This is a genomic window from Stenotrophomonas sp. 14P6.2.3, from assembly GCF_057799055.1.
Genome location: NZ_JBYOLA010000001.1, coordinates 307165 through 324389 on the forward strand (window position 1 = coordinate 307165; position 17225 = coordinate 324389).

A 17225-nucleotide genomic window follows, 5' to 3' on the forward strand; every position below is an offset into this window, starting at 1 on the left:
CACCTACCAGAGCAATTCAGGGCACTGCGCTCAGGTGCACTGCCAGAAGTGCCCGCTCACTCGGCACTTCCCGCACCAAAAGCTGTAGAGCATGCCGCCACTCCCCCACAGCAACATGCCTTCATTGGTGGTCGGCAACGTTGAGTCGAGTTGCATCACGAAAGGCATCTGCTCGCCGCAATCGATGCATGCCGGGTAATGCGCGCTCTGCACCCAGCTCGGCGCGCCACCCAGTCGTGACAGATTCTGCCGATGATTGGACTGGCCCCAGTCCTGCTGCTGCCAGCGAGGGCTGTCCATCGCGGTAAGACCGACGTCGGCCTGCATCAGGTCGCCGCTGTCGGTGGGATTGATCGGCACTTCGCAGTGCTGGCTTGGGTGGCAGCTCGGCACGCCTTCCGCATCGTGGCGATAGAAGCGCACGGGCGGATCTTCCCAGCCGCAGCAGTCCAGGCACAGGCCCAGGGTGATCGAGCCGGCCGCCCCCTCCTCCAGCGCCGCAACGTCGATCTGCAGCAGACGCTGCAGCGGTGCATGACAGCTGCCACACACGGCGTCGAGCGGGCCGCCCATGTGCCCCGCATGCTGCACCTGGCCACCATTCCAGGTGGGATGCAGCCGCCAGATCCGCTTGCGCCAGCCCGGCTCTTCGGCCACCTGTGCGCGGTGCTGCCTGATTCCAAAGCGCAGGTGCAGCGGTTGCTGGCCATGCAGGCGGCGCAGCCGAGGGCCATCCGCCAAGCCTGCCCAGTGCGCCCAGACCTGCGCATCCAGATCGCTCCAGTCGGCCAGGTAGCCACGGGCGGCGGCGTAAGTTTCCGGCTGGGTCGCCAACAGCACTGCCTTGGCGCGCTCCAGTTCGCGATCGTCGTCGGCCTCGGTCAACCGATGCGCCCATTGCGCCGCGAGCGGCGGCGGCAGTGCCTGCCAGACCTGCGGGGCCAGTTGGATGTCATCCTCGATGGCGACCTCCAGCAGCGCCTCCCAGTCGCCTTGCAGCGTGTGCGGCGCCTGGTAGCTGGCAAACTCCAGCACGCTGGTCAGCAGCTCGCTGCGCTCGCCGTCACGATAGCGCCGCCAGGCATCGGCACAGACCGGCGCGACAGCCTCATCCGGCAGCAGATCCAGCGCCGTATCGAGGAAGGTGGAACTGGGTGAGCGGCGCTCCAGCGCCTGCAGCAGCAGCGCGCCAAGCAGGGGGCGGTCTTCGCTGGCCAGGGTCAACAGCATGCCCAGGCTGTCATTGCGTGTGCGCGGCGCATCGTGCGCATCGAGGATGGCGGTGATGGGGTCGCTCATGCGGGGCTCCTTGCCGGTGAAGCGTGATGGTGCCAGACATCGCGTATCGCCACGACGAATACAATGCCGGCATGACCCGTCAGTTGCCCTGGCGCCTGGCCGATGCGCCGGATGCCCCCTTCCCGCCAGCCGAGACCGCCCTGCGCCAACCCGACGGGCTGCTGGCCGTGGGCGGTGACCTGCACCCGCTGCGCCTGCTCAACGCCTATGCCGGCGGCATCTTCCCGTGGTTCAGCGAGGGCGAGCCGATCCTGTGGTGGTCGCCGGACCCGCGCATGGTGTTCCGTACCGACGGTGTGCACCTGAGCAGCAGGTTCCGCCGGCAAATGCGCGGCAGCAACTGGGAAGTGACCGCCGATACCGCCTTCAGCCAGGTGATGCGTGCCTGCGCCAGCGCCCCCCGTCCCGGCCAGGACGGCACCTGGATCAGCCCTGCGATGGTGGATGCCTACAGCCAGCTGCACGACCTGGGATTCGCGCATTCCTTCGAAGTGTGGGACCGGCAGACGCTGGTCGGTGGCATCTACGGCGTGGCCATCGGTGCGATGTTCTTCGGCGAAAGCATGTTCAGCGGCGCCAGCGGCGGTTCCAAGGTGGCGCTGGCTGCACTGGCGCAGACACTGCGTGGCTGGGGTTGGCCACTGATCGATGCGCAGGTGGAGAACCCGCACCTGCTGCGCATGGGGGCGGAGCACCTGCCGCGCGCGCCGTTTCTGCAACAGGTCCGCAGCGCGGTGCAGGCACCGGGCCGGGAAGGCGCCTGGACTCAGCTGGTCGGGCGCGTGCCGGCAGCGGATTTTGCCGGGGAATAACACAATCTTTGCAAGCTGGGCGTTTGACGCGTAAAATGCTGCGCCTTAGGCCCAACGTGGCCGTTTTCTGAACCGCACAGGACTACATGTCGAAAGACGATTCCATCGAGTTCGAGGGCACCGTCAGCGAGACGCTGCCGAACACCACTTTCCGCGTTCGTCTGGAAAATGGGCACGAAATCATCGCCCACATCTCCGGCCGCATGCGCAAGAACTACATCCGCATCCTCACCGGTGACCGGGTCAAGGTTGAAATGACCCCGTACGACCTGACCAAGGGTCGTATCACCTACCGAATGAAGTAAGCGGCTGGCGCGTTGCGCCACCCCGACAAGGCCAGCCCTGGACGCTGGCCTTTTGTCATGTCTGAAATCCGGCCCTGCCGGACGGCACCCTGACCGAATGCACCGTGACATCGGTCAGCCATGCTTGCGGCAGATTCGCATTCGCACCAGCGGCGTCATCGTGGCACCCGATCCAGTCCGGATCGCCACCCCCTGCCCCCGCCATGAACATGTCTTCCCTGCCCGCTGGCTTTGCTGCACTCGCACTCATCGCTGCCGCCCTGATCGCTCCCGCCGCCCAGGCCGCCGACACGCCGCCAGCCACCACCGGCGACAGCTGCATTGCGTTGAGTGAGGACCAGCAGATCGTGCGCGCCGGCGCCGATCGCGATGTGCTGCTGCGCAATGGTGACCAGCACTACCGCGTCATCTTCACCGCCTCCTGCAACAGCGCCGTGACCTCGCGCCGGCTGGCGTTTGAAACCCAGGGCGAGAGCAACCAGCTGTGCGGCGGTTCGCGCAGCGTGCTGAAAACCGACCGCGCCAGCTGCACGGTCGAGCGGATCGAGCCCCTCGAAGCTGCCACCTTCCAGCGCATGGCCCGCCAGCGCAGCCGCTGAAGGCTGACACGACAAGGGCGGCCTGAGCCGCCCTGTCGTTGCCTCCGTCGCCGGGCAGTGCCCGGCAGACGCTTACTCCACCGTGGCCGGCAACAGCCGCTCAGGCTCGGCCTGCGCCTCGACAACCAGCTCGTCGTTGCGCACGTCGATGCTGACCTTGCCGCCGTTGACCAGCTTGCCGAACAGCAGCTCGTCGGCCAGCGGGCGCTTGACCTTGTCCTGCAGCACCCGCGCCATCGGGCGGGCGCCCATCAGCGGGTCGAAGCCATGGTGGGCCAGCCAGTCGCGCGCGGTCGGGGTGGCCGACAGGCTGACGTGCTTCTCCTGCAGCAGCATTTCCAGCTCGATCAGGAACTTGTCCACCACGCGCAGGATGTGCTCGAAGCCGAGCGGCTGGAACTGCACCACCGCATCAAGGCGGTTGCGGAACTCCGGGGTGAACGCACGACGGATGGTCTCCATCGCATCGGTGGCGTGGTCCTGCTTGGTGAAACCGATCGAGCGCCGCGAGGCCTGCGCCGCGCCGGCATTGGTGGTCATCACCAGCACCACGTTCTTGAAGTTGGCTTCGCGACCGTTGGTGTCGGTCAGCACGCCGCGGTCCATCACCTGCAACAGGATGTTGAAGATGTCCGGGTGCGCCTTCTCGATTTCATCCAGCAGCAGCACGCAGTGCGGCGTCTTGACGATCTTCTCGGTCAGCAGGCCGCCCTGGTCGAAGCCGACGTAGCCCGGAGGCGCACCGATCAGGCGGCTGATCGAATGCGGCTCCATGTACTCGGACATGTCGAAGCGGACCAGCTCGATGCCCAGCTGCAGCGCCAGCTGCTTGGTCACCTCGGTCTTGCCGACACCGGTGGGGCCGGCGAACAGGAAGTTGCCGATCGGCTTTTCCGGATTGCCCAGGCCCGAGCGCGCCAGCTTGATGGCCGACGCCAGGGTGCCGATGGCCGGATCCTGGCCGAAGATCACCATCTTCAGGTTGCGCTCCAGGTGCTGCAGCACATCCTTGTCGGTGGCACTGACCTGCTTGGCCGGGATGCGCGCCATCTTGGCGACGATGGCCTCGACCTCTTCGACGTCGATCAGCTCCTTGCGCTGACCTTCCGGCAACAGGCGCTGGCGGGCACCCGCCTCATCGATCACGTCGATGGCCTTGTCCGGCAGCAGGCGATCGGCAATGTGCTTGACCGACAGGTCGACGGCGGCCTGCAGCGCTTCATCGGCGTAGGTCACGCCGTGGTGCGCTTCGTACTTGGACTTCAGACCCTGCAGGATCTCGTAGGTTTCGCCCACGGTCGGCTCGACGATGTCGATCTTCTGGAAGCGACGGGCCAGCGCCCGGTCTTTCTCGAAGATGCCTCGGTATTCCTGGAACGTGGTCGAGCCGATGCAGCGCAGCTCGCCCGATGCCAATGCCGGCTTGATCAGGTTGGAAGCATCCATGGTGCCGCCCGACGCCGAACCGGCGCCGATGATGGTGTGGATCTCGTCGATGAACAGCACCGCATTGGGCACCTTCTTCAACGCGGTCAGCACGCCCTTCAGGCGCTTCTCGAAGTCGCCACGGTATTTGGTGCCGGCCACCAGCGCACCGAGGTCGAGCGAATAGATGACCGCATCGGCCAACACGTCCGGCACCGAGCCTTCCACGATGCGCCGGGCCAGGCCTTCGGCAATCGCGGTCTTGCCGACGCCGGCCTCGCCCACGTACAGCGGGTTGTTCTTGCGGCGGCGGCACAGGACCTGGATGGTGCGTTCGATTTCGTCGGCACGGCCCACCAGCGGGTCGATGCGACCGGCACGGGCCTGCTCGTTGAGGTTGCTGGCGAACTCGGTCAGGGCATCACCCTTGGGCTCACCCTCGCCCCCTTCCATGCGGCCCTCGCCCTCGGACGAGGACGGCTGCTCGCCCTCCTCGCCCAGCTTGGCGATGCCGTGGGACAGGTAATTGACCACATCCAGCCGGGTGACATCCTGCTGGTTGAGGTAATAGACGGCGTGGGAGTCCTTTTCGCCGAAGATGGCGACCAGCACGTTGGCGCCGGTGACCTCCTTCTTGCCGGAGGACTGCACGTGGTACACGGCCCGCTGCAGCACGCGCTGGAAGCCCAGGGTCGGCTGGGTATCGCGGCCGTCATCTTCGGCCAGGCGGGACACGGAGGCCTCGATGGCCTGCTCCAGCTCCTGGCGCAGGCGGTCGGCGTCGGCGCCACACGCCTTCAGTACGGCCTGGGCGGACGGGTTGTCGAGCAGTGCCAACAGCAGGTGTTCGACCGTCATGAACTCATGTCGGGCCTCACGGGCGCGCTTGTAGCACTGGCCGATGGTGTGTTCGAGGTCTTTGCTGAACATGGATTACTCCGGCGGCAGTTGGGGACAATATGCGGCCTGACTACGCGATTTCCATCACCCTAGCGGATTGCGACGTTCAGATGGCGTTAGCAGTGCGAACCGCTTGATCATCGTTCACTCCAGGACAGCACACTCACCATGAGCGAACCCTACCTGAGCCGCTGGCGATTGCGACGTGATGGTCCTTCGATCCGCACCCCCCATGCCCGGCTCTGGCCGGTGCTGACCGCCTCTGGCGAGGCGGCCATGTTGAAGGTGAGCACGGAGACAGAGGAACAGAACGGCCATCGCCTGCTGCGCTGGTGGAACGGCGACGGTGCCGCACGCCTGCTGGCCCACGAGGGGCCGGCGATCCTGATCGAACGGGCGCACGGCGACTCGCTGCGGCAACGTTCGATCAAGGGCGAGGACGACGCCTGCACCATGATCCTGTGCCAGGTCCTGCAGCAGCTGCACCGGCCACGGAGCGCACCGCCAGAAGATCTGGTCTGCCTGCGTAGATGGTTCGCCGATCTGCTGCAGGCAAGGGCATCGCTGCCGCCATTGCTGGAACAGTGCAGATCGCTGGCGATGGCACTGCTGGAGGACGAGCAGGAGATACGGCCGCTGCATGGCGACCTGCACCACGACAACGTGCTGGATTTTGGCGCACGGGGTTGGCTTGCGATCGACCCGAAGCGGCTGCTGGGTGACCGTGCGTTCGACTACACCACGATGTTCAGCAACCCGGACCTGTGCGGGCCGGGCATCCATGTGGCGACCCGGCCAGAGCGCTTCCACGCCCGGCTGGAACAGGTCTGCCGGCTGGCCGATATCGAGCGCACGCGGCTGCTGCGCTGGATCGCGGCCAGTGCCGGGCTGTCAGCGGTGTGGTTCCGGGATGACGGCGACCCGGCCGACATCGATGATGCGGTGGCCCGGATGGCCTTGCAGGCGCTGGCGGAGGCGTGAACCCTCTGCCTGCCCTGGTAGGTGCCCACCTTGGTGGGCACGCTCCATCCGGGGTCGATACGCCCGGGCAGAAAGCAGCCGAGCATGGGCTCGGCTCTACAGGGCGCGCTCCATCCGCGATCGGACCGTGGGCGGTCAGGCCTTTTCCATCGTGCACAGCAGTGGGTGCTGGTTCATCCGCGCGTACTCGTTGACCTGGGCCACCTTGGTTTCGGCGACTTCGCGGGTGAACACACCGCAGACGCCACGGCCACGGGTGTGGACGTGCAGCATCACCTGGGTGGCCTTGTCCAGGTCCATGTTGAAGAACTGCTGCAGGACGTCCACGACGAAATCCATCGGGGAGTAGTCGTCATTGAGCAGCATGACCTGATAGAACGGCGGCGGCGCCACTTCCGGGCGCGCGGGCTCCACGGCAACGCCGTGCTCGTGGTGGGAATCGGGGGCGGACTCGCGAGGCATCGGTCCATTATAAGGGGAGAGACGGTCCTGCGTCGGCCTTGCGCGGAATGGACGGCACGGACGCCCGCCGTCACAATTGCACCTTCCCACACTCTTGGTTTCACAGGATCTTCATGAAAAGGACCCTTCTCTCCGCCCTGCTGATCGCCCTGGCTGCCGCTGGCACCGCTGGCGCTGCGACCACCACTGACAGCGCGAAGGCCGACAAGGCCGTTGCCCGTCATCTGGAAAAGCTGGGCTACACCTACGAGGTGGATGAAGACGGCGACTACCAGATGGTGTTCGACGTCGAAGGCGACCGCACCCAGATCGTCTATGTGCGCTCGTCGGTGGAAGACTTCGGTACCCACAACATCCGTGAGATCTGGTCGCCGGGTTATACCTCGCAGACCAAGCAGTTCCCGGTGGCCGTGGCCAACCGCCTGCTGGAAGACTCGCAGGATGCCAAGATGGGCGGCTGGGTGAAGCAGGAGTCGACCGCGATGTTCGTGGTGAAGATCGATGCCGACGCCACCTCCGACCAGCTCAGCGACGCCATCGATGCGGCCATCCGCACCGCCGATGCGATGGAGCTGGAGCTGACCAAGAAGGACGATCTCTGAGTTGAACACCTCGCCGGACCCGCGCTGGGCACCGCACGCAACTGTCGCCACCGTGGTGGTCGACGGCGGCCGGGTGCTGCTGGTCGAAGAGACCATCGAGGGCCGGCAGGTGCTGAACCAGCCGGCCGGGCACCTGGAGCCGGGCGAAAGCCTGGCTGCCGCCGCCCTGCGCGAGACCGTCGAGGAAACCGGCTGGACAGTGGAACTGACCGCCTTCATCGGCTGCTACCAGTGGACCGCCGCTGACGGCACCCCGTTCCTGCGCTTCTGCTATGCCGCGCGCCCGGTCTCGCACGACCCGGCGCGGCCGCTGGATGCCGGCATTGATCGGGCGCTGTGGATGACCCCGGCCGAACTGCAGGCCGCCGCCGGACGCCAGCGCAGCCCGCTGGTCTGGCAGGTGCTGGCCGACTACCTGGCCGGCCAACGCTACCCGCTTGCACTGGTCCGGGAGGTCGCATGAGCAGCCCACGGGTGATGGTTGGCGTGTCTGGCGGCGTGGATTCCTCCGTGGCCGCCTGGCGGCTGGTACAGCAGGGCGAGGCCGTGGCCGGTCTGTTCATGCAGAACTGGGCCGACGACGGCAGCGGTGACTGCCGCGCCGAAGATGATCGCCGCGATGCGGTGGCTGTCTGCGGGTTGCTGGGCATCCCGTTCCATTTCCGCGATTTCTCCAACGAGTACTGGCAGGGGGTGTTCGAACACTTCCTTGCCGAGTACGCCGCCGGCCGCACGCCGAACCCGGACGTGCTGTGCAACCGCGAAGTGAAGTTCAAGCACTTCCTGGATGCGGCCCGCGAGCTGGGCGCCGAGCGCATCGCCACCGGCCACTACGCGCGCATTGCCCAGCGTGGCCATCAGTGGCTGCTGCTGCGCGGCGCCGATCGTTCCAAGGACCAGAGCTACTTCCTGCACCAGCTGGGGCAGGAACAGCTGGCGGCCACGCTGTTCCCGATTGGCGATCTGGAAAAGAGCGACCTGCGCCGGATTGCCCGCGACGTGAGCCTGCCGACCCACGCCAAGAAGGATTCGACCGGCATCTGCTTCATCGGCGAGCGCGATTTCCGCGAGTTCCTCGGACGCTACCTGCCGGCCAAAACCGGGCAGATCCTCGACCCCAGCGATGGCAGCGTGATCGCTGAACACCCTGGCGTTTTCTATTTCACCCTGGGCCAGCGCGAAGGCCTGAACATCGGCGGCGTGCGCGGCCGCCCTGCCGCTCCCTGGTACGTGGTCGGCAAGGACGTGGCCAGCAACGTGCTGTACGTGGACCAGGACCGTGACAGCCCGTGGATGCTGTCCAACCGGCTGCGCTCGGAGAGCGCGCACTGGATTGCCGGTGCGCCGCCGGCACGGCGTTTTGAATGCACCGCGCAGACCCGCTACCGGCAGCCGGATGAGCCCTGCACGGTGGACGTGCTGGACGACGGCAGCGTGCAGGTTTCGTTCGCCCGGCCGCAGCGTGCAGTCACCCCCGGGCAATCCCTGGTGCTGTATGACGGTGAGATCTGCCTGGGTGGCGCGGTGATCGCCGCCACCGACGCACCGCTGGAACAGCGCCTGCGCACCACCCCTTCCCCTTTTGAGGTACTCGCTGCATGAGTTTCACTGTCGACGACCGCGTTCTGGCTTTGGCCGGCATTGCCCAGGCCCTGCAGCAGGTACGCCGTATCGCCGATACCGGCCATTCCGACGCCGCTGCCGTGCGCACCGCCGTGGACAGCGTGTTCCGCATCGATGCGTCCTCGCCGCAGGCGGTGTTTGGTGATCGGCACGCACTGAAGTCCGGCCTGCGCCTGCTGCACAACCATTTCCGCAGCCAGGGCCAGGATCCGATCCTGCCCAAGCTGGCCCTGTCGGTGCTGCAGCTGGAGCGCCGGTTCGTGCAGGACGGGGCCACCGTGAACAAGGTCGCCTCGGGTATCGAGCGCGCCCAGCAGCAGGCCGCCGCGCTGGGAGACAGCGGACACCCGGATGTACTGGCCGCGCTGGGCGGCCTGTATGCGGACACCATCAGCCACCTCAAGCCGAGGGTGATGGTGCAGGGCAACCCGCACTACCTGGGCCAGGCCGGCGTGGTGGCCGAGATCCGTGCACTGCTGCTGGCCGCCGTGCGCGCCGCGGTGCTGTGGCGGCAGCTGGGTGGCAGCTACTGGGATTTCCTGCTCAGCCGCAAGGCGATGGTCGAGGCCGTGGACCGGCAGCTGGCCTGAAGTGCGGGGTCGGATCCCTTTCCTGCAGGGATAGGGCCCTGACCCCAGACCACCCGGGCGCGCCGGAAAACCGGCGCATTCAGAATGCATTTCGGAGCACATCGACGTTAAAGAGAAGGGGGGTACGGCCGATACATCCTCCGTGCACCTCCCGAGAACGTCCATGTACTCACGCATTTTCATCCGTCTGGCCGCCCCCCTGGCTCTGACCCTGCTGCTCCCCTTCGCCATCGGTTTCGAATGGCCGGTCGCCCTGCGTTGGGCGATCCTGACCACGATGACGCTGAGCTGGCTCGGCTTTGCGTGGTGGACCGCCCGCGCCCAGGCGCACCGTTCCCCGGAACATGCCCGTGTCCTGCGTGAGCAGGACCAGCTGCTGACCGAGCTGCGCAACTTCGTCGGCAACGAGATCGACGGTTCGCGTGGCGAAGTGGAACGCGCCCGCGACCTGATCCGCCAGGCCGTCTCCAGCCTCGGCGGCAGCTTCGATGCGATGAACCGCAAGTCGCGCCAGCAGAGCCAGGCGCTGTCGCGCATCGTCGACCGCGCCGGTGACGAAGGCGGCGCTGGCCTCGACGTTGCCCGCTTCGCCCAGCACGCCAGCCACCGCATGGAACAGCTGGTGGAAGCGCTGGAACAGGTGAGCGGCCAGAGCAGTACCACCGTGCAGCACATCGATCAGATGGCGCAGCACCTGGATGGCATCTTCGCGCTGCTGGAAGACGTCAAGTCGATTGCCGACCAGACCAACCTGCTGGCCCTGAATGCCGCCATCGAAGCTGCGCGTGCCGGTGAAGCCGGTCGTGGCTTCGCCGTGGTCGCCGACGAAGTACGCAACCTGTCCGAGCGCTCGACCACCTTCAACGAGCAGATCCGCAAGCTGGCACACAGCTCCAAGGACGCCATCGCCAAGGTCCGCGAGACGGTTTCGCACATGGCCTCGCGCGATATGGACCGCTCCCGTGAAGCGCGCCAGGAAGCCGCGGCGATGCTGGACAACGTGGCGCAGATCAATGCGTCGCTGGGTGACGGCATGCGCGAAGTGTCCGACTGCGCGCGTTCGATCGATGGCAGCGTAGCCGAAGCCGTGCGCGCCCTGCAGTTCGAGGACATCGCCACCCAGGCGCTGGGCGGCGTGCATACCCACCTGGACCGCCTGACCGCGATCAACCGCGAAGCGGTGGCCCTGCAGGAACTGCTGCACCGCAACGGCGGCGTGTTCGACGAGGAAATCGCCTCGGCCCTGCAGCGCACCGGCAGCCGCCTGCGCGAACTGCGCAGCGAATGGGAACGCCCGCCGCACAAGCCGGTTGCCCAGCAGAGCATGGGCGCCGGTACGGTCGAGCTGTTCTGATCCTGATGTCCGCTGCCTCTTCCGGCAGCGTGCAAGGCCCCGGTTCTGCCGGGGCCTTTGCGTGTGACCCGCCTTTGGATGCATCCTGCAAGCGCACCATGACCCTGATCCGCGCCCTGCCCCCGATCAACGAGAACGAACGCCCGCGCAATGCGAGCGTACGTGAGCAGCTGCGGCAGTTGGAAGATGTGGCCCGCGAGGAAATACAGGAGCTGCAGCAGCTGGCTGATACGCGCCCCGCCCCCGCTGTGGCCGGCGACGACCTGCTGGGGTTGGCGTGGGACCTGGGGCTGGATGGCAGTGCGTTGAAGTAGATCCACGCCATGCGTGGATGAAGCTCCCCATGGCATGATGCGCCGGTCCTGTTCATGGAAGACCGATGGCCATCGCACTGATTACCTTGCTGCTGGTCGAAGTCCTTCTGCTGGTGATGTGGGCACCGTTTTTCTTCCGTACCGGCATCACCCTGTTCAACCAGCGCATCGCTGCTACGCCTGCCGAGCTGGCCCAGCTTTCGCTGGCCGGCCTGGAGCATGACCTGCCGACCGACACCTGGTTGCGTCTGGTGTTCCATGCGCTGCCTGACGGCAGCATCGCCTTTCGCGAAAGCTTCGCACCCAGCTTCGGCGGTCGCTATTTTCCGCTGATGCGCGGTCGGGTGATGATCGACGCGCGGCGCCGGGAGGTGCGGGTGGTCGGACTGTGCAGCTGGTTCGCGCTGGGCCTGACGCTGATGATGGTTCCGATGATCCTGGTCCGGCCGGCGACGTCGCCGATGCTGGTGGCCTTGCTGCTGTTCTATATGGGCTTTTACATCCAGCGAAGACGCTATGCAGGCGTGGTCGAAGCGGTGCGTGCACGGCTGCGGTCCGAATTCCCGCAGAGGCTGGTTGCCGCGCCAAAGTAGATCCACGCCATGCGTGGATGATCGCGCGTGCAGGCATCAGTGCCGACCAAGGTCGGCACCTACCAGAGCCAGGCTCCGTCAGTAGATCCACGCCGTGCGTGGATGATCGCGCGCACAGGCATCAGCGCCGACCAAGGTCGGCATCTACCAGAGCCAGGCTCCGTCAGTAGATCCACGCCATGCGTGGATGATCGCGCGTACAGGCATCGGCGCCGACCAAGGTCGGCATCTACCAGAGCCAGGCTCCGTCAAGAGATCCACGCCATGCGTTGATGATCGCGCGTGCAGGCATCAGTGCCGACCAAGGTCGGCATCTACCAGAGCAGTGTAGATCCACGCCATGCGTGGATGGATCCTCAGCGAACCAGCACCACTTCGCTGGCGGCATCGGTGCGGCCGGGTGCGGCGTGCTGCTGGCGCAGCCATTGCGCCAGGTCGCGCGGGCTGAGCGGGCGCGAGTACAGGTAGCCCTGGATCTCGTCGCAGCCCTGCCGGCGCAGCATGTCCTCTTCCTGGTGTGTTTCCACGCCCTCGGCCACCACCTTCATGCCCAGCGCATGGCCCAGGTGCACGATGGCCTGGGTCACTTCCGCGGTACCCGAGTCGTGCAGCATCCCCTGCACGAAACTGCGGTCGATCTTCAGGCGGCCGACCGGGAAGCGGTTGAGGTAGTTGAGGTTGGAGAAGCCGGTACCGAAGTCATCGACCGCCAGCGGCACGCCATGCCGTTCAAGCACATCGAAGCAGTGGCGCAGGATGTCGGTGTCACGGATCAGCGCCGATTCGGTCAGTTCCAGCTCCAGCCGCTGCGGCGGCCAGCCGTGCGCGTGGCAGATTTCGATCACCCGCTCAGCGAAGCCGCGATCACGCAGCTGCACCGCCGACACGTTTACCGCAATGCGCTCGAAATGCAGGCCGGCACGGTCCCATGCTGCCGCCTGGCGACAGGCTTCGGACAACACCCAGTCGCCGATGCGGACGATCTCGCCGCACTTCTCGGCAATAGGAATGAACTCGGCCGGGCTGCAGTAGCCGATCCCCGGACGATGCCAGCGCAGCAGCGCTTCTATTGCCGGCGGCTCTCCGTGATGGGCGTGCAGCAGCGGCTGATAGGCCAGGCTGAACTCGTCGCGCTCGATGGCGCCATGCAGGCCATGCTCGATCTCCAACCGCCGCTGGATCCGCGCCAGCGCGTCCTGGCTGTAATACTGATAGGTATTGCGACCGGCTTCCTTGGCCGCGTACATCGCCGCGTCGGCTGCGCGCAGCAGCGAATCGAAGTCGGTCTGGCTCTCGCCGAGCATGGCGATGCCCACGCTGGCGCCCACCTTCAAGGTGGTATCGCCGCGACGCAGTGGTTCGGCCAGCGAATTGATCAGCTTGCGCGCTACGTGCCCGGCATCTTCCGGCTCGGCCAGGTCGCGCAGCACCACGATGAACTCGTCGCCACTGAAACGGCCGAACAGGTCGTTGTTGCGCAGGTTCTGGTGCAGGCGGGTCGCGGCGGCCTTCAGCAGCGCATCGCCGGTGGCATGGCCGAAGCTGTCGTTGATGTTCTTGAAGCCGTCCAGGTCGATGAACAGCATGGCCAGTGAGGTGCCGCGATCGCGCGCCTCCTCGATGGCCTCGGACGTCTGCTCACCCAGCAGAACCCGGTTGGGCAGCCCGGTGAGTAGATCGTAGTGCGCAAGCAGCTCGATGCGTTCGTTGGCTTCACGCTCGCGGGTGATGTCACGGAACAGGACCACGAAGCGTGGCGGCAGGCCATCGCGACGATCCAGTTCGATCAGCACCTGTACCCACACGCGCAGGCCGGATTGGCGGTAGAAGCACAGATCCAGCTGCTCGGGCAGGCCGCCACCGGCAATCCGCCCCAACGCAGCTTCGAACGCCGCGCGCGAATCCTCGGCGTACAGTGCGAGCGCCTGGTCGAGGGTGATCGGTTCCTTGCGCAGGCCGTGGATGCGATAGCACTCCTCGGTCCATTGCATGTTGCGCGTGGCAACTTCGATCTCGCAGCCGCCGATGCGACCCAGCGCGGATACGCGGTTGAGCAGTTCGGTGCGCCAGCGGATGAGCGCATCGGTCTGGTGCTGTTCGGTGATGTTCTGTACCTGCCCCAGCAAGCGCTTGGGCTGGCCGTCCATGTCCAGCAGCGGTTGCATCCACAGCCGCAGGTGCTGGGAGGGTTCGTTGCCGCGGGTCAGTTCCAGTTCGATGTTGGCGGCGCGGCCATCACGCCACAGGCGCCGCCAGGCGGCACGCAGTGCGCCGCGTGAGCGGGGGTGCAGCTGCTTGAGCCAGCGTCGCTGCCCCGGGATGCTGCCTTGCTGCAGCGCCAGCAGCGAGCGCAGCTCCGGCGACCACCAGAAATGGCGGCTGTGCGGATCGAACGACCAGCTGCCCATGCTGGCGATGCGCTGGGCTTCGCGCAGGTGCAGCTGCTGCTCCTGCAGCAGGGCTTCCAGCTGCTTCTGCTGCTCGATGTCGGTATGGGTGCCGACCATGCGCAGCGGCTGGCCATCGGCGGTACGGGCCACCACCCGGCCGCGGTCCAGCACCCATCGCCACTGGCCATCGGCCTGGCGAAAGCGGAACTGGGCGCTGTACTGCTCACTGCCACCCTGCAGGTGTTCATCCAGCGCGGCACGCACCTGGGTGATGTCGTCGGCGTGCACGCGCGCCAGAATCTGGGTGGCGGTTTCCTCACCCAGCGCGGGCGTGCGGGCCACCCGGTCGCTGGGGATGTCCCAGTCCCACAGGCTGTGGCCGGCGCTGTCCAGCGCAAGTTCCCAGCGGCCACCGCCGTCGATCGGCACCGGCTCAGGCACGCTGAGGGTGAAGGCGAGCAGGTTGCCGCTGTTGTCATGCACGGCGCGCAGGTGGCCATCGTAGTGGCCGCGTGGGCCGCCCGGCAGCGTGCAGGCGACGATGCCACCGTCGGCGGCCAGCAGGCGCAGGTCTTCCAGCATCGGCGCGTAGGCGGCCACCGTAGCCGGCAGGCCATGCTCGCGCGCGGCCGGATTGGCCGCGAGCGGGCGCCCGCTACGGTCGACGATGACCAGCGCCGAGGCGAGCGGATGCTGCAGCAGGCTGGCGATGATCCCTTGGTCCACGCGATCTTGCTCCGGATGAAACGCCCGACAGCGGGGCACGCAGTGGTTAACGGCGCCTGCGGCGGATAATTGAGTGGCCAGGGCACACCTGCGCGGTAAGATGACCGGCACCCCTCTTCCCTGCCCTCCTCCCTGCCCTGTCCATGCCCGTAGAACCGACCGGCACTGCCCCTGTTCCCGACCCGCGGATGGCGCAGGCGCTGGGGCGCGACCGTCGGCGCGTGGTGCTGAGCTACCTGGCGATGGCGCTGGCCTGGATGATCGCCACAGACGGCGCGGTGACAGCGCTGGTTCCCGACCCGCAGCAGGCGGCACTGTGGCAGAGCATGAAGGGAGCGTTCTTCGCCCTGGCCAGCGCGGGCCTGCTGTACCTGCTGCTGCGGCCGCTGGCCGAGCACGTGCTGCACACCCATGCCCGCCTGCAGGCTTCCGAGCTGCGCCTGCGGCAGATGTTCGAGGGCAACCCCGGCCCGATCCTGGTCTATGACCTGGACACACTGGCCATCCTCGATGCCAATCCGGCCGCCTGCAGCACCTTCGGCTGGGACCGCGACGCGCTTCTGGCACAGACCATCGACGTGCTCTGGCCACCGGGCCAGGACCAAGCGTTGCAGACCAAGCTGGAAGAGATCCGCGAGGCGCCCGAGCAGCTGTGCATCCTGCGTGCGCAGTTGCAGCTGCGCGATGGCAGCCTGCGGCAGATGGAACTGCGCTCGAACGCGATCGACTACGACGGGCACACGGCGCGCCTGCTCATCGCCATCGACCGCACGGCCGAAGACCTGGCGCAGCTTCGGCGCGACCAGGCATTGGCCCGGGTGGAAGAAGCCCACGAACTGGCGCGGATCGGCGCATGGGAACTGGACCCGTCCACCGGCCAGGGCCGTTACTCCAACCAGGTCTATCGCCTGCTGGGCCGTCGCCCGCCCGAGGCGCGACGCTGGCACCGTTTCGACGAACTGCTGGTGGCAGCCGACCCGGCTACCGCCGCACAGACCGATCAGGTGCTGGCCGGGCTGTGCTCCGGCGAGCAGGTGCAGGTGGATGTGCTGCTGCCGGTACTGGCAATGGATGGCCGCGCGCTGATGGTGCACCTGCGTGCGGCCAGCGGTGTGGATGAGGCCGGCCGTGACCGGATCCTGGGCACCTTGCAGGACGTGACCGAACGTGAGCAGTCACGGCGCCTGCTGCGCGAACGCGAGGAGCAGTTCCGCGAGCTGGTGCGGGTGTTGCCCGACGGTGTGGTGATCCTGTCCGACGAACATGTGCTGTATGCCAATGCGTGGGCGGCCGGCCTGTTCGGCTACGGCAGCCACACGCTGCTGGGCGAGCCGCTGTCAGCCTTGGTGGCAGGCAGCGATCTGGCCCGGCTGCGCGCGCAGATGCGCGCTGGGCAGCCCCAGCACAGCCCGGGCCACAGCAGCGTGCTGGCCATGCAGCGCGCCGATGGCCGCAGCTTCCAGGCCGGCCTTGCGGTGGGTGACGTGCGCTACGGCGGGCGTGACTGCAAACTGCTGATCGTGCGCGACCTGAGCGAATCGGAACAGACCCGCAGCGCGTTGGAGACCAGCAACCGCGAGCTGCAGGCGATGGCCGGTCGTCTGTTCTCGCTGCAGGAAGACGAGCGCCGGGCAATCTCGCGCGACCTGCACGATGACATCGGCCAGGCGATCACCGCGATCAAGCTTTCGGCCTATGCGGCGCAGGACGAGGACGATGCGCAACGGCGCGGCGAGGACCTGGCGCAGATCGTCAGCCTGGCCGATACCACCGTCGCCAAGCTGCGCGACATCTCCACCCTGCTGCGGCCGCCGCAGCTGGATGCGCTGGGCCTGGAAGCCGCGTTGAGCTGGCAGGCGCGCGTGCTGTTCCGCTCGTCCAGCGTCGAGCTGCAGGCCGAGATCGAATCGCTGCCCACGCGCCCGGACAACAGCATCGAACAGGCGTGCTTCCGCATCGCCCAGGAAAGCCTGACCAACGCGCTGCGCCACGCGCGCGCCAGCCAGGTGGTGCTGCAGCTGCGCGACGTCGACCAGCGCGGGCTGCACCTGATGATCCGTGACGATGGCGAAGGGTTCGATCCGGATGGCCCGCGCGGCCTGGGCCTGATCGTGATGCGCGAGCGTGCGCAGAGCGTGGGTGGCCATGTCCGGATCGAGTCGGCGCATGGCGCCGGTACCCTCGTCGATGTCCACCTTCCTTACCAGGCCGCTGTTACCGCGGCCGTCGAGTCAGCGGAATACTGAGCCC

At 66.8% G+C, this 17225-nt stretch carries 16 protein-coding genes; 12 read left to right on the plus strand and 4 right to left on the minus strand.

Annotated elements, in window-relative coordinates; genetic code table 11:
- Positions 1-30 precede the first annotated feature (30 nt).
- The gene (locus AC27VL_RS01310; RefSeq protein ID WP_488765357.1) at positions 31-1299 is read right to left on the minus strand and encodes a hypothetical protein; all 1269 of its coding nucleotides are present in this window, start codon (positions 1297-1299) and stop codon (positions 31-33) included.
- A 71-nt stretch (positions 1300-1370) separates the two neighbouring features.
- On the opposite strand from AC27VL_RS01310, the gene aat reads away from it, so the two are divergent.
- From aat to AC27VL_RS01325, 3 genes are all read left to right on the plus strand, one after another.
- The gene (gene aat / locus AC27VL_RS01315; protein ID WP_488765401.1) at positions 1371-2111 is read left to right on the plus strand and encodes a leucyl/phenylalanyl-tRNA--protein transferase; all 741 of its coding nucleotides are present in this window, start codon (positions 1371-1373) and stop codon (positions 2109-2111) included.
- A gap of 86 nt (positions 2112-2197) precedes the next feature.
- Entirely contained in the window at positions 2198-2416 is a 219-nt protein-coding gene (infA, locus tag AC27VL_RS01320; RefSeq protein ID WP_005409596.1) for a translation initiation factor IF-1, read from the plus strand.
- A gap of 203 nt (positions 2417-2619) precedes the next feature.
- Complete coding sequence (locus tag AC27VL_RS01325; RefSeq protein ID WP_191078040.1) at positions 2620-3015, plus strand: hypothetical protein; 396 nt, start codon at positions 2620-2622, stop codon at positions 3013-3015.
- 72 nt (positions 3016-3087) lie between these two features.
- Here AC27VL_RS01325 and clpA read toward each other — a convergent pair whose 3' ends face one another.
- Positions 3088-5370: an ATP-dependent Clp protease ATP-binding subunit ClpA gene (gene clpA / locus AC27VL_RS01330; protein ID WP_049467362.1), complete on the minus strand. Its 2283-nt coding sequence runs from the start codon at positions 5368-5370 to the stop codon at positions 3088-3090.
- Positions 5371-5508: 138 nt separating this feature from the next.
- Here clpA and AC27VL_RS01335 point away from each other — a divergent pair, with 138 nt between their 5' ends.
- The gene (locus AC27VL_RS01335; RefSeq protein WP_488765366.1) at positions 5509-6321 is read left to right on the plus strand and encodes an APH(6) family putative aminoglycoside O-phosphotransferase; all 813 of its coding nucleotides are present in this window, start codon (positions 5509-5511) and stop codon (positions 6319-6321) included.
- Between the two features lie 135 nt (positions 6322-6456).
- Here AC27VL_RS01335 and clpS read toward each other — a convergent pair whose 3' ends face one another.
- Positions 6457-6783 carry an ATP-dependent Clp protease adapter ClpS gene (clpS, locus tag AC27VL_RS01340; protein ID WP_025879127.1) on the minus strand — a complete coding sequence of 109 codons (327 nt, stop codon included), beginning with the start codon at positions 6781-6783 and terminating at the stop codon, positions 6457-6459.
- A 113-nt stretch (positions 6784-6896) separates the two neighbouring features.
- Here clpS and AC27VL_RS01345 point away from each other — a divergent pair, with 113 nt between their 5' ends.
- The 7 genes from AC27VL_RS01345 to AC27VL_RS01375 all read left to right on the plus strand — a co-directional run bounded on the left by AC27VL_RS01345 (position 6897) and on the right by AC27VL_RS01375 (position 11859).
- A complete protein-coding gene (locus tag AC27VL_RS01345; RefSeq protein WP_346558207.1) occupies positions 6897-7385 on the plus strand; it encodes a hypothetical protein in 489 nt (162 codons plus the stop codon).
- Position 7386: 1 nt separating this feature from the next.
- Positions 7387-7848, plus strand: a complete 462-nt coding sequence (locus AC27VL_RS01350; protein WP_089241080.1) for an NUDIX hydrolase — start codon at positions 7387-7389, stop codon at positions 7846-7848.
- Positions 7845-8987: a tRNA 2-thiouridine(34) synthase MnmA gene (gene mnmA, locus AC27VL_RS01355; protein WP_488765368.1), complete on the plus strand. Its 1143-nt coding sequence runs from the start codon at positions 7845-7847 to the stop codon at positions 8985-8987. Before AC27VL_RS01350 ends, mnmA begins: the two co-directional genes overlap by 4 nt.
- Positions 8984-9598 (plus strand): high frequency lysogenization protein HflD, encoded by a 615-nt coding sequence (hflD, locus tag AC27VL_RS01360; RefSeq protein ID WP_100552495.1) that lies wholly within the window; start codon positions 8984-8986, stop codon positions 9596-9598. The genes mnmA and hflD overlap by 4 nt, the downstream gene beginning before the upstream one ends.
- A 163-nt stretch (positions 9599-9761) precedes the next feature.
- Positions 9762-10952, plus strand: a complete 1191-nt coding sequence (locus tag AC27VL_RS01365) for a methyl-accepting chemotaxis protein (RefSeq protein WP_100552494.1) — start codon at positions 9762-9764, stop codon at positions 10950-10952.
- Between the two features lie 98 nt (positions 10953-11050).
- Positions 11051-11266 carry a hypothetical protein gene (locus tag AC27VL_RS01370; RefSeq protein ID WP_488765370.1) on the plus strand — a complete coding sequence of 72 codons (216 nt, stop codon included), beginning with the start codon at positions 11051-11053 and terminating at the stop codon, positions 11264-11266.
- 65 nt (positions 11267-11331) lie between these two features.
- On the plus strand, positions 11332-11859 hold the full coding sequence (locus AC27VL_RS01375) for a hypothetical protein (RefSeq protein ID WP_488765371.1): 528 nt from the start codon (positions 11332-11334) through the stop codon (positions 11857-11859).
- 356 nt (positions 11860-12215) lie between these two features.
- Here the strand turns inward: AC27VL_RS01375 and AC27VL_RS01380 are convergent, their stop codons facing one another.
- A complete protein-coding gene (locus AC27VL_RS01380) occupies positions 12216-14975 on the minus strand; it encodes a bifunctional diguanylate cyclase/phosphodiesterase (protein WP_488765372.1) in 2760 nt (919 codons plus the stop codon).
- 143 nt (positions 14976-15118) lie between these two features.
- Between AC27VL_RS01380 and AC27VL_RS01385 the strand changes: the two genes are divergently transcribed.
- A complete protein-coding gene (locus AC27VL_RS01385) occupies positions 15119-17221 on the plus strand; it encodes a sensor histidine kinase (RefSeq protein ID WP_180167013.1) in 2103 nt (700 codons plus the stop codon).
- Positions 17222-17225: the final 4 nt, after the last annotated feature.

What these genes read in the sequence shown, in the direction of transcription:
- AC27VL_RS01365 (WP_100552494.1), top strand. Translation starts at nt 9,762, where the DNA reads ATGTACTCACGCATTTTCATCCGTCTGGCCGCCCCCCTGGCTCTGACC.
- AC27VL_RS01370 (WP_488765370.1), top strand. Translation starts at nt 11,051, where the DNA reads ATGACCCTGATCCGCGCCCTGCCCCCGATCAACGAGAACGAACGCCCG.
- infA (WP_005409596.1), top strand. Translation starts at nt 2,198, where the DNA reads ATGTCGAAAGACGATTCCATCGAGTTCGAGGGCACCGTCAGCGAGACG.
- AC27VL_RS01385 (WP_180167013.1), top strand. Translation starts at nt 15,119, where the DNA reads ATGCCCGTAGAACCGACCGGCACTGCCCCTGTTCCCGACCCGCGGATG.
- AC27VL_RS01310 (WP_488765357.1), bottom strand. Translation starts at nt 1,299, where the DNA reads ATGAGCGACCCCATCACCGCCATCCTCGATGCGCACGATGCGCCGCGC.
- clpS (WP_025879127.1), bottom strand. Translation starts at nt 6,783, where the DNA reads ATGCCTCGCGAGTCCGCCCCCGATTCCCACCACGAGCACGGCGTTGCC.
- AC27VL_RS01325 (WP_191078040.1), top strand. Translation starts at nt 2,620, where the DNA reads ATGAACATGTCTTCCCTGCCCGCTGGCTTTGCTGCACTCGCACTCATC.
- AC27VL_RS01345 (WP_346558207.1), top strand. Translation starts at nt 6,897, where the DNA reads ATGAAAAGGACCCTTCTCTCCGCCCTGCTGATCGCCCTGGCTGCCGCT.
- mnmA (WP_488765368.1), top strand. Translation starts at nt 7,845, where the DNA reads ATGAGCAGCCCACGGGTGATGGTTGGCGTGTCTGGCGGCGTGGATTCC.
- AC27VL_RS01375 (WP_488765371.1), top strand. Translation starts at nt 11,332, where the DNA reads ATGGCCATCGCACTGATTACCTTGCTGCTGGTCGAAGTCCTTCTGCTG.
- aat (WP_488765401.1), top strand. Translation starts at nt 1,371, where the DNA reads ATGACCCGTCAGTTGCCCTGGCGCCTGGCCGATGCGCCGGATGCCCCC.
- AC27VL_RS01335 (WP_488765366.1), top strand. Translation starts at nt 5,509, where the DNA reads ATGAGCGAACCCTACCTGAGCCGCTGGCGATTGCGACGTGATGGTCCT.
- hflD (WP_100552495.1), top strand. Translation starts at nt 8,984, where the DNA reads ATGAGTTTCACTGTCGACGACCGCGTTCTGGCTTTGGCCGGCATTGCC.
- clpA (WP_049467362.1), bottom strand. Translation starts at nt 5,370, where the DNA reads ATGTTCAGCAAAGACCTCGAACACACCATCGGCCAGTGCTACAAGCGC.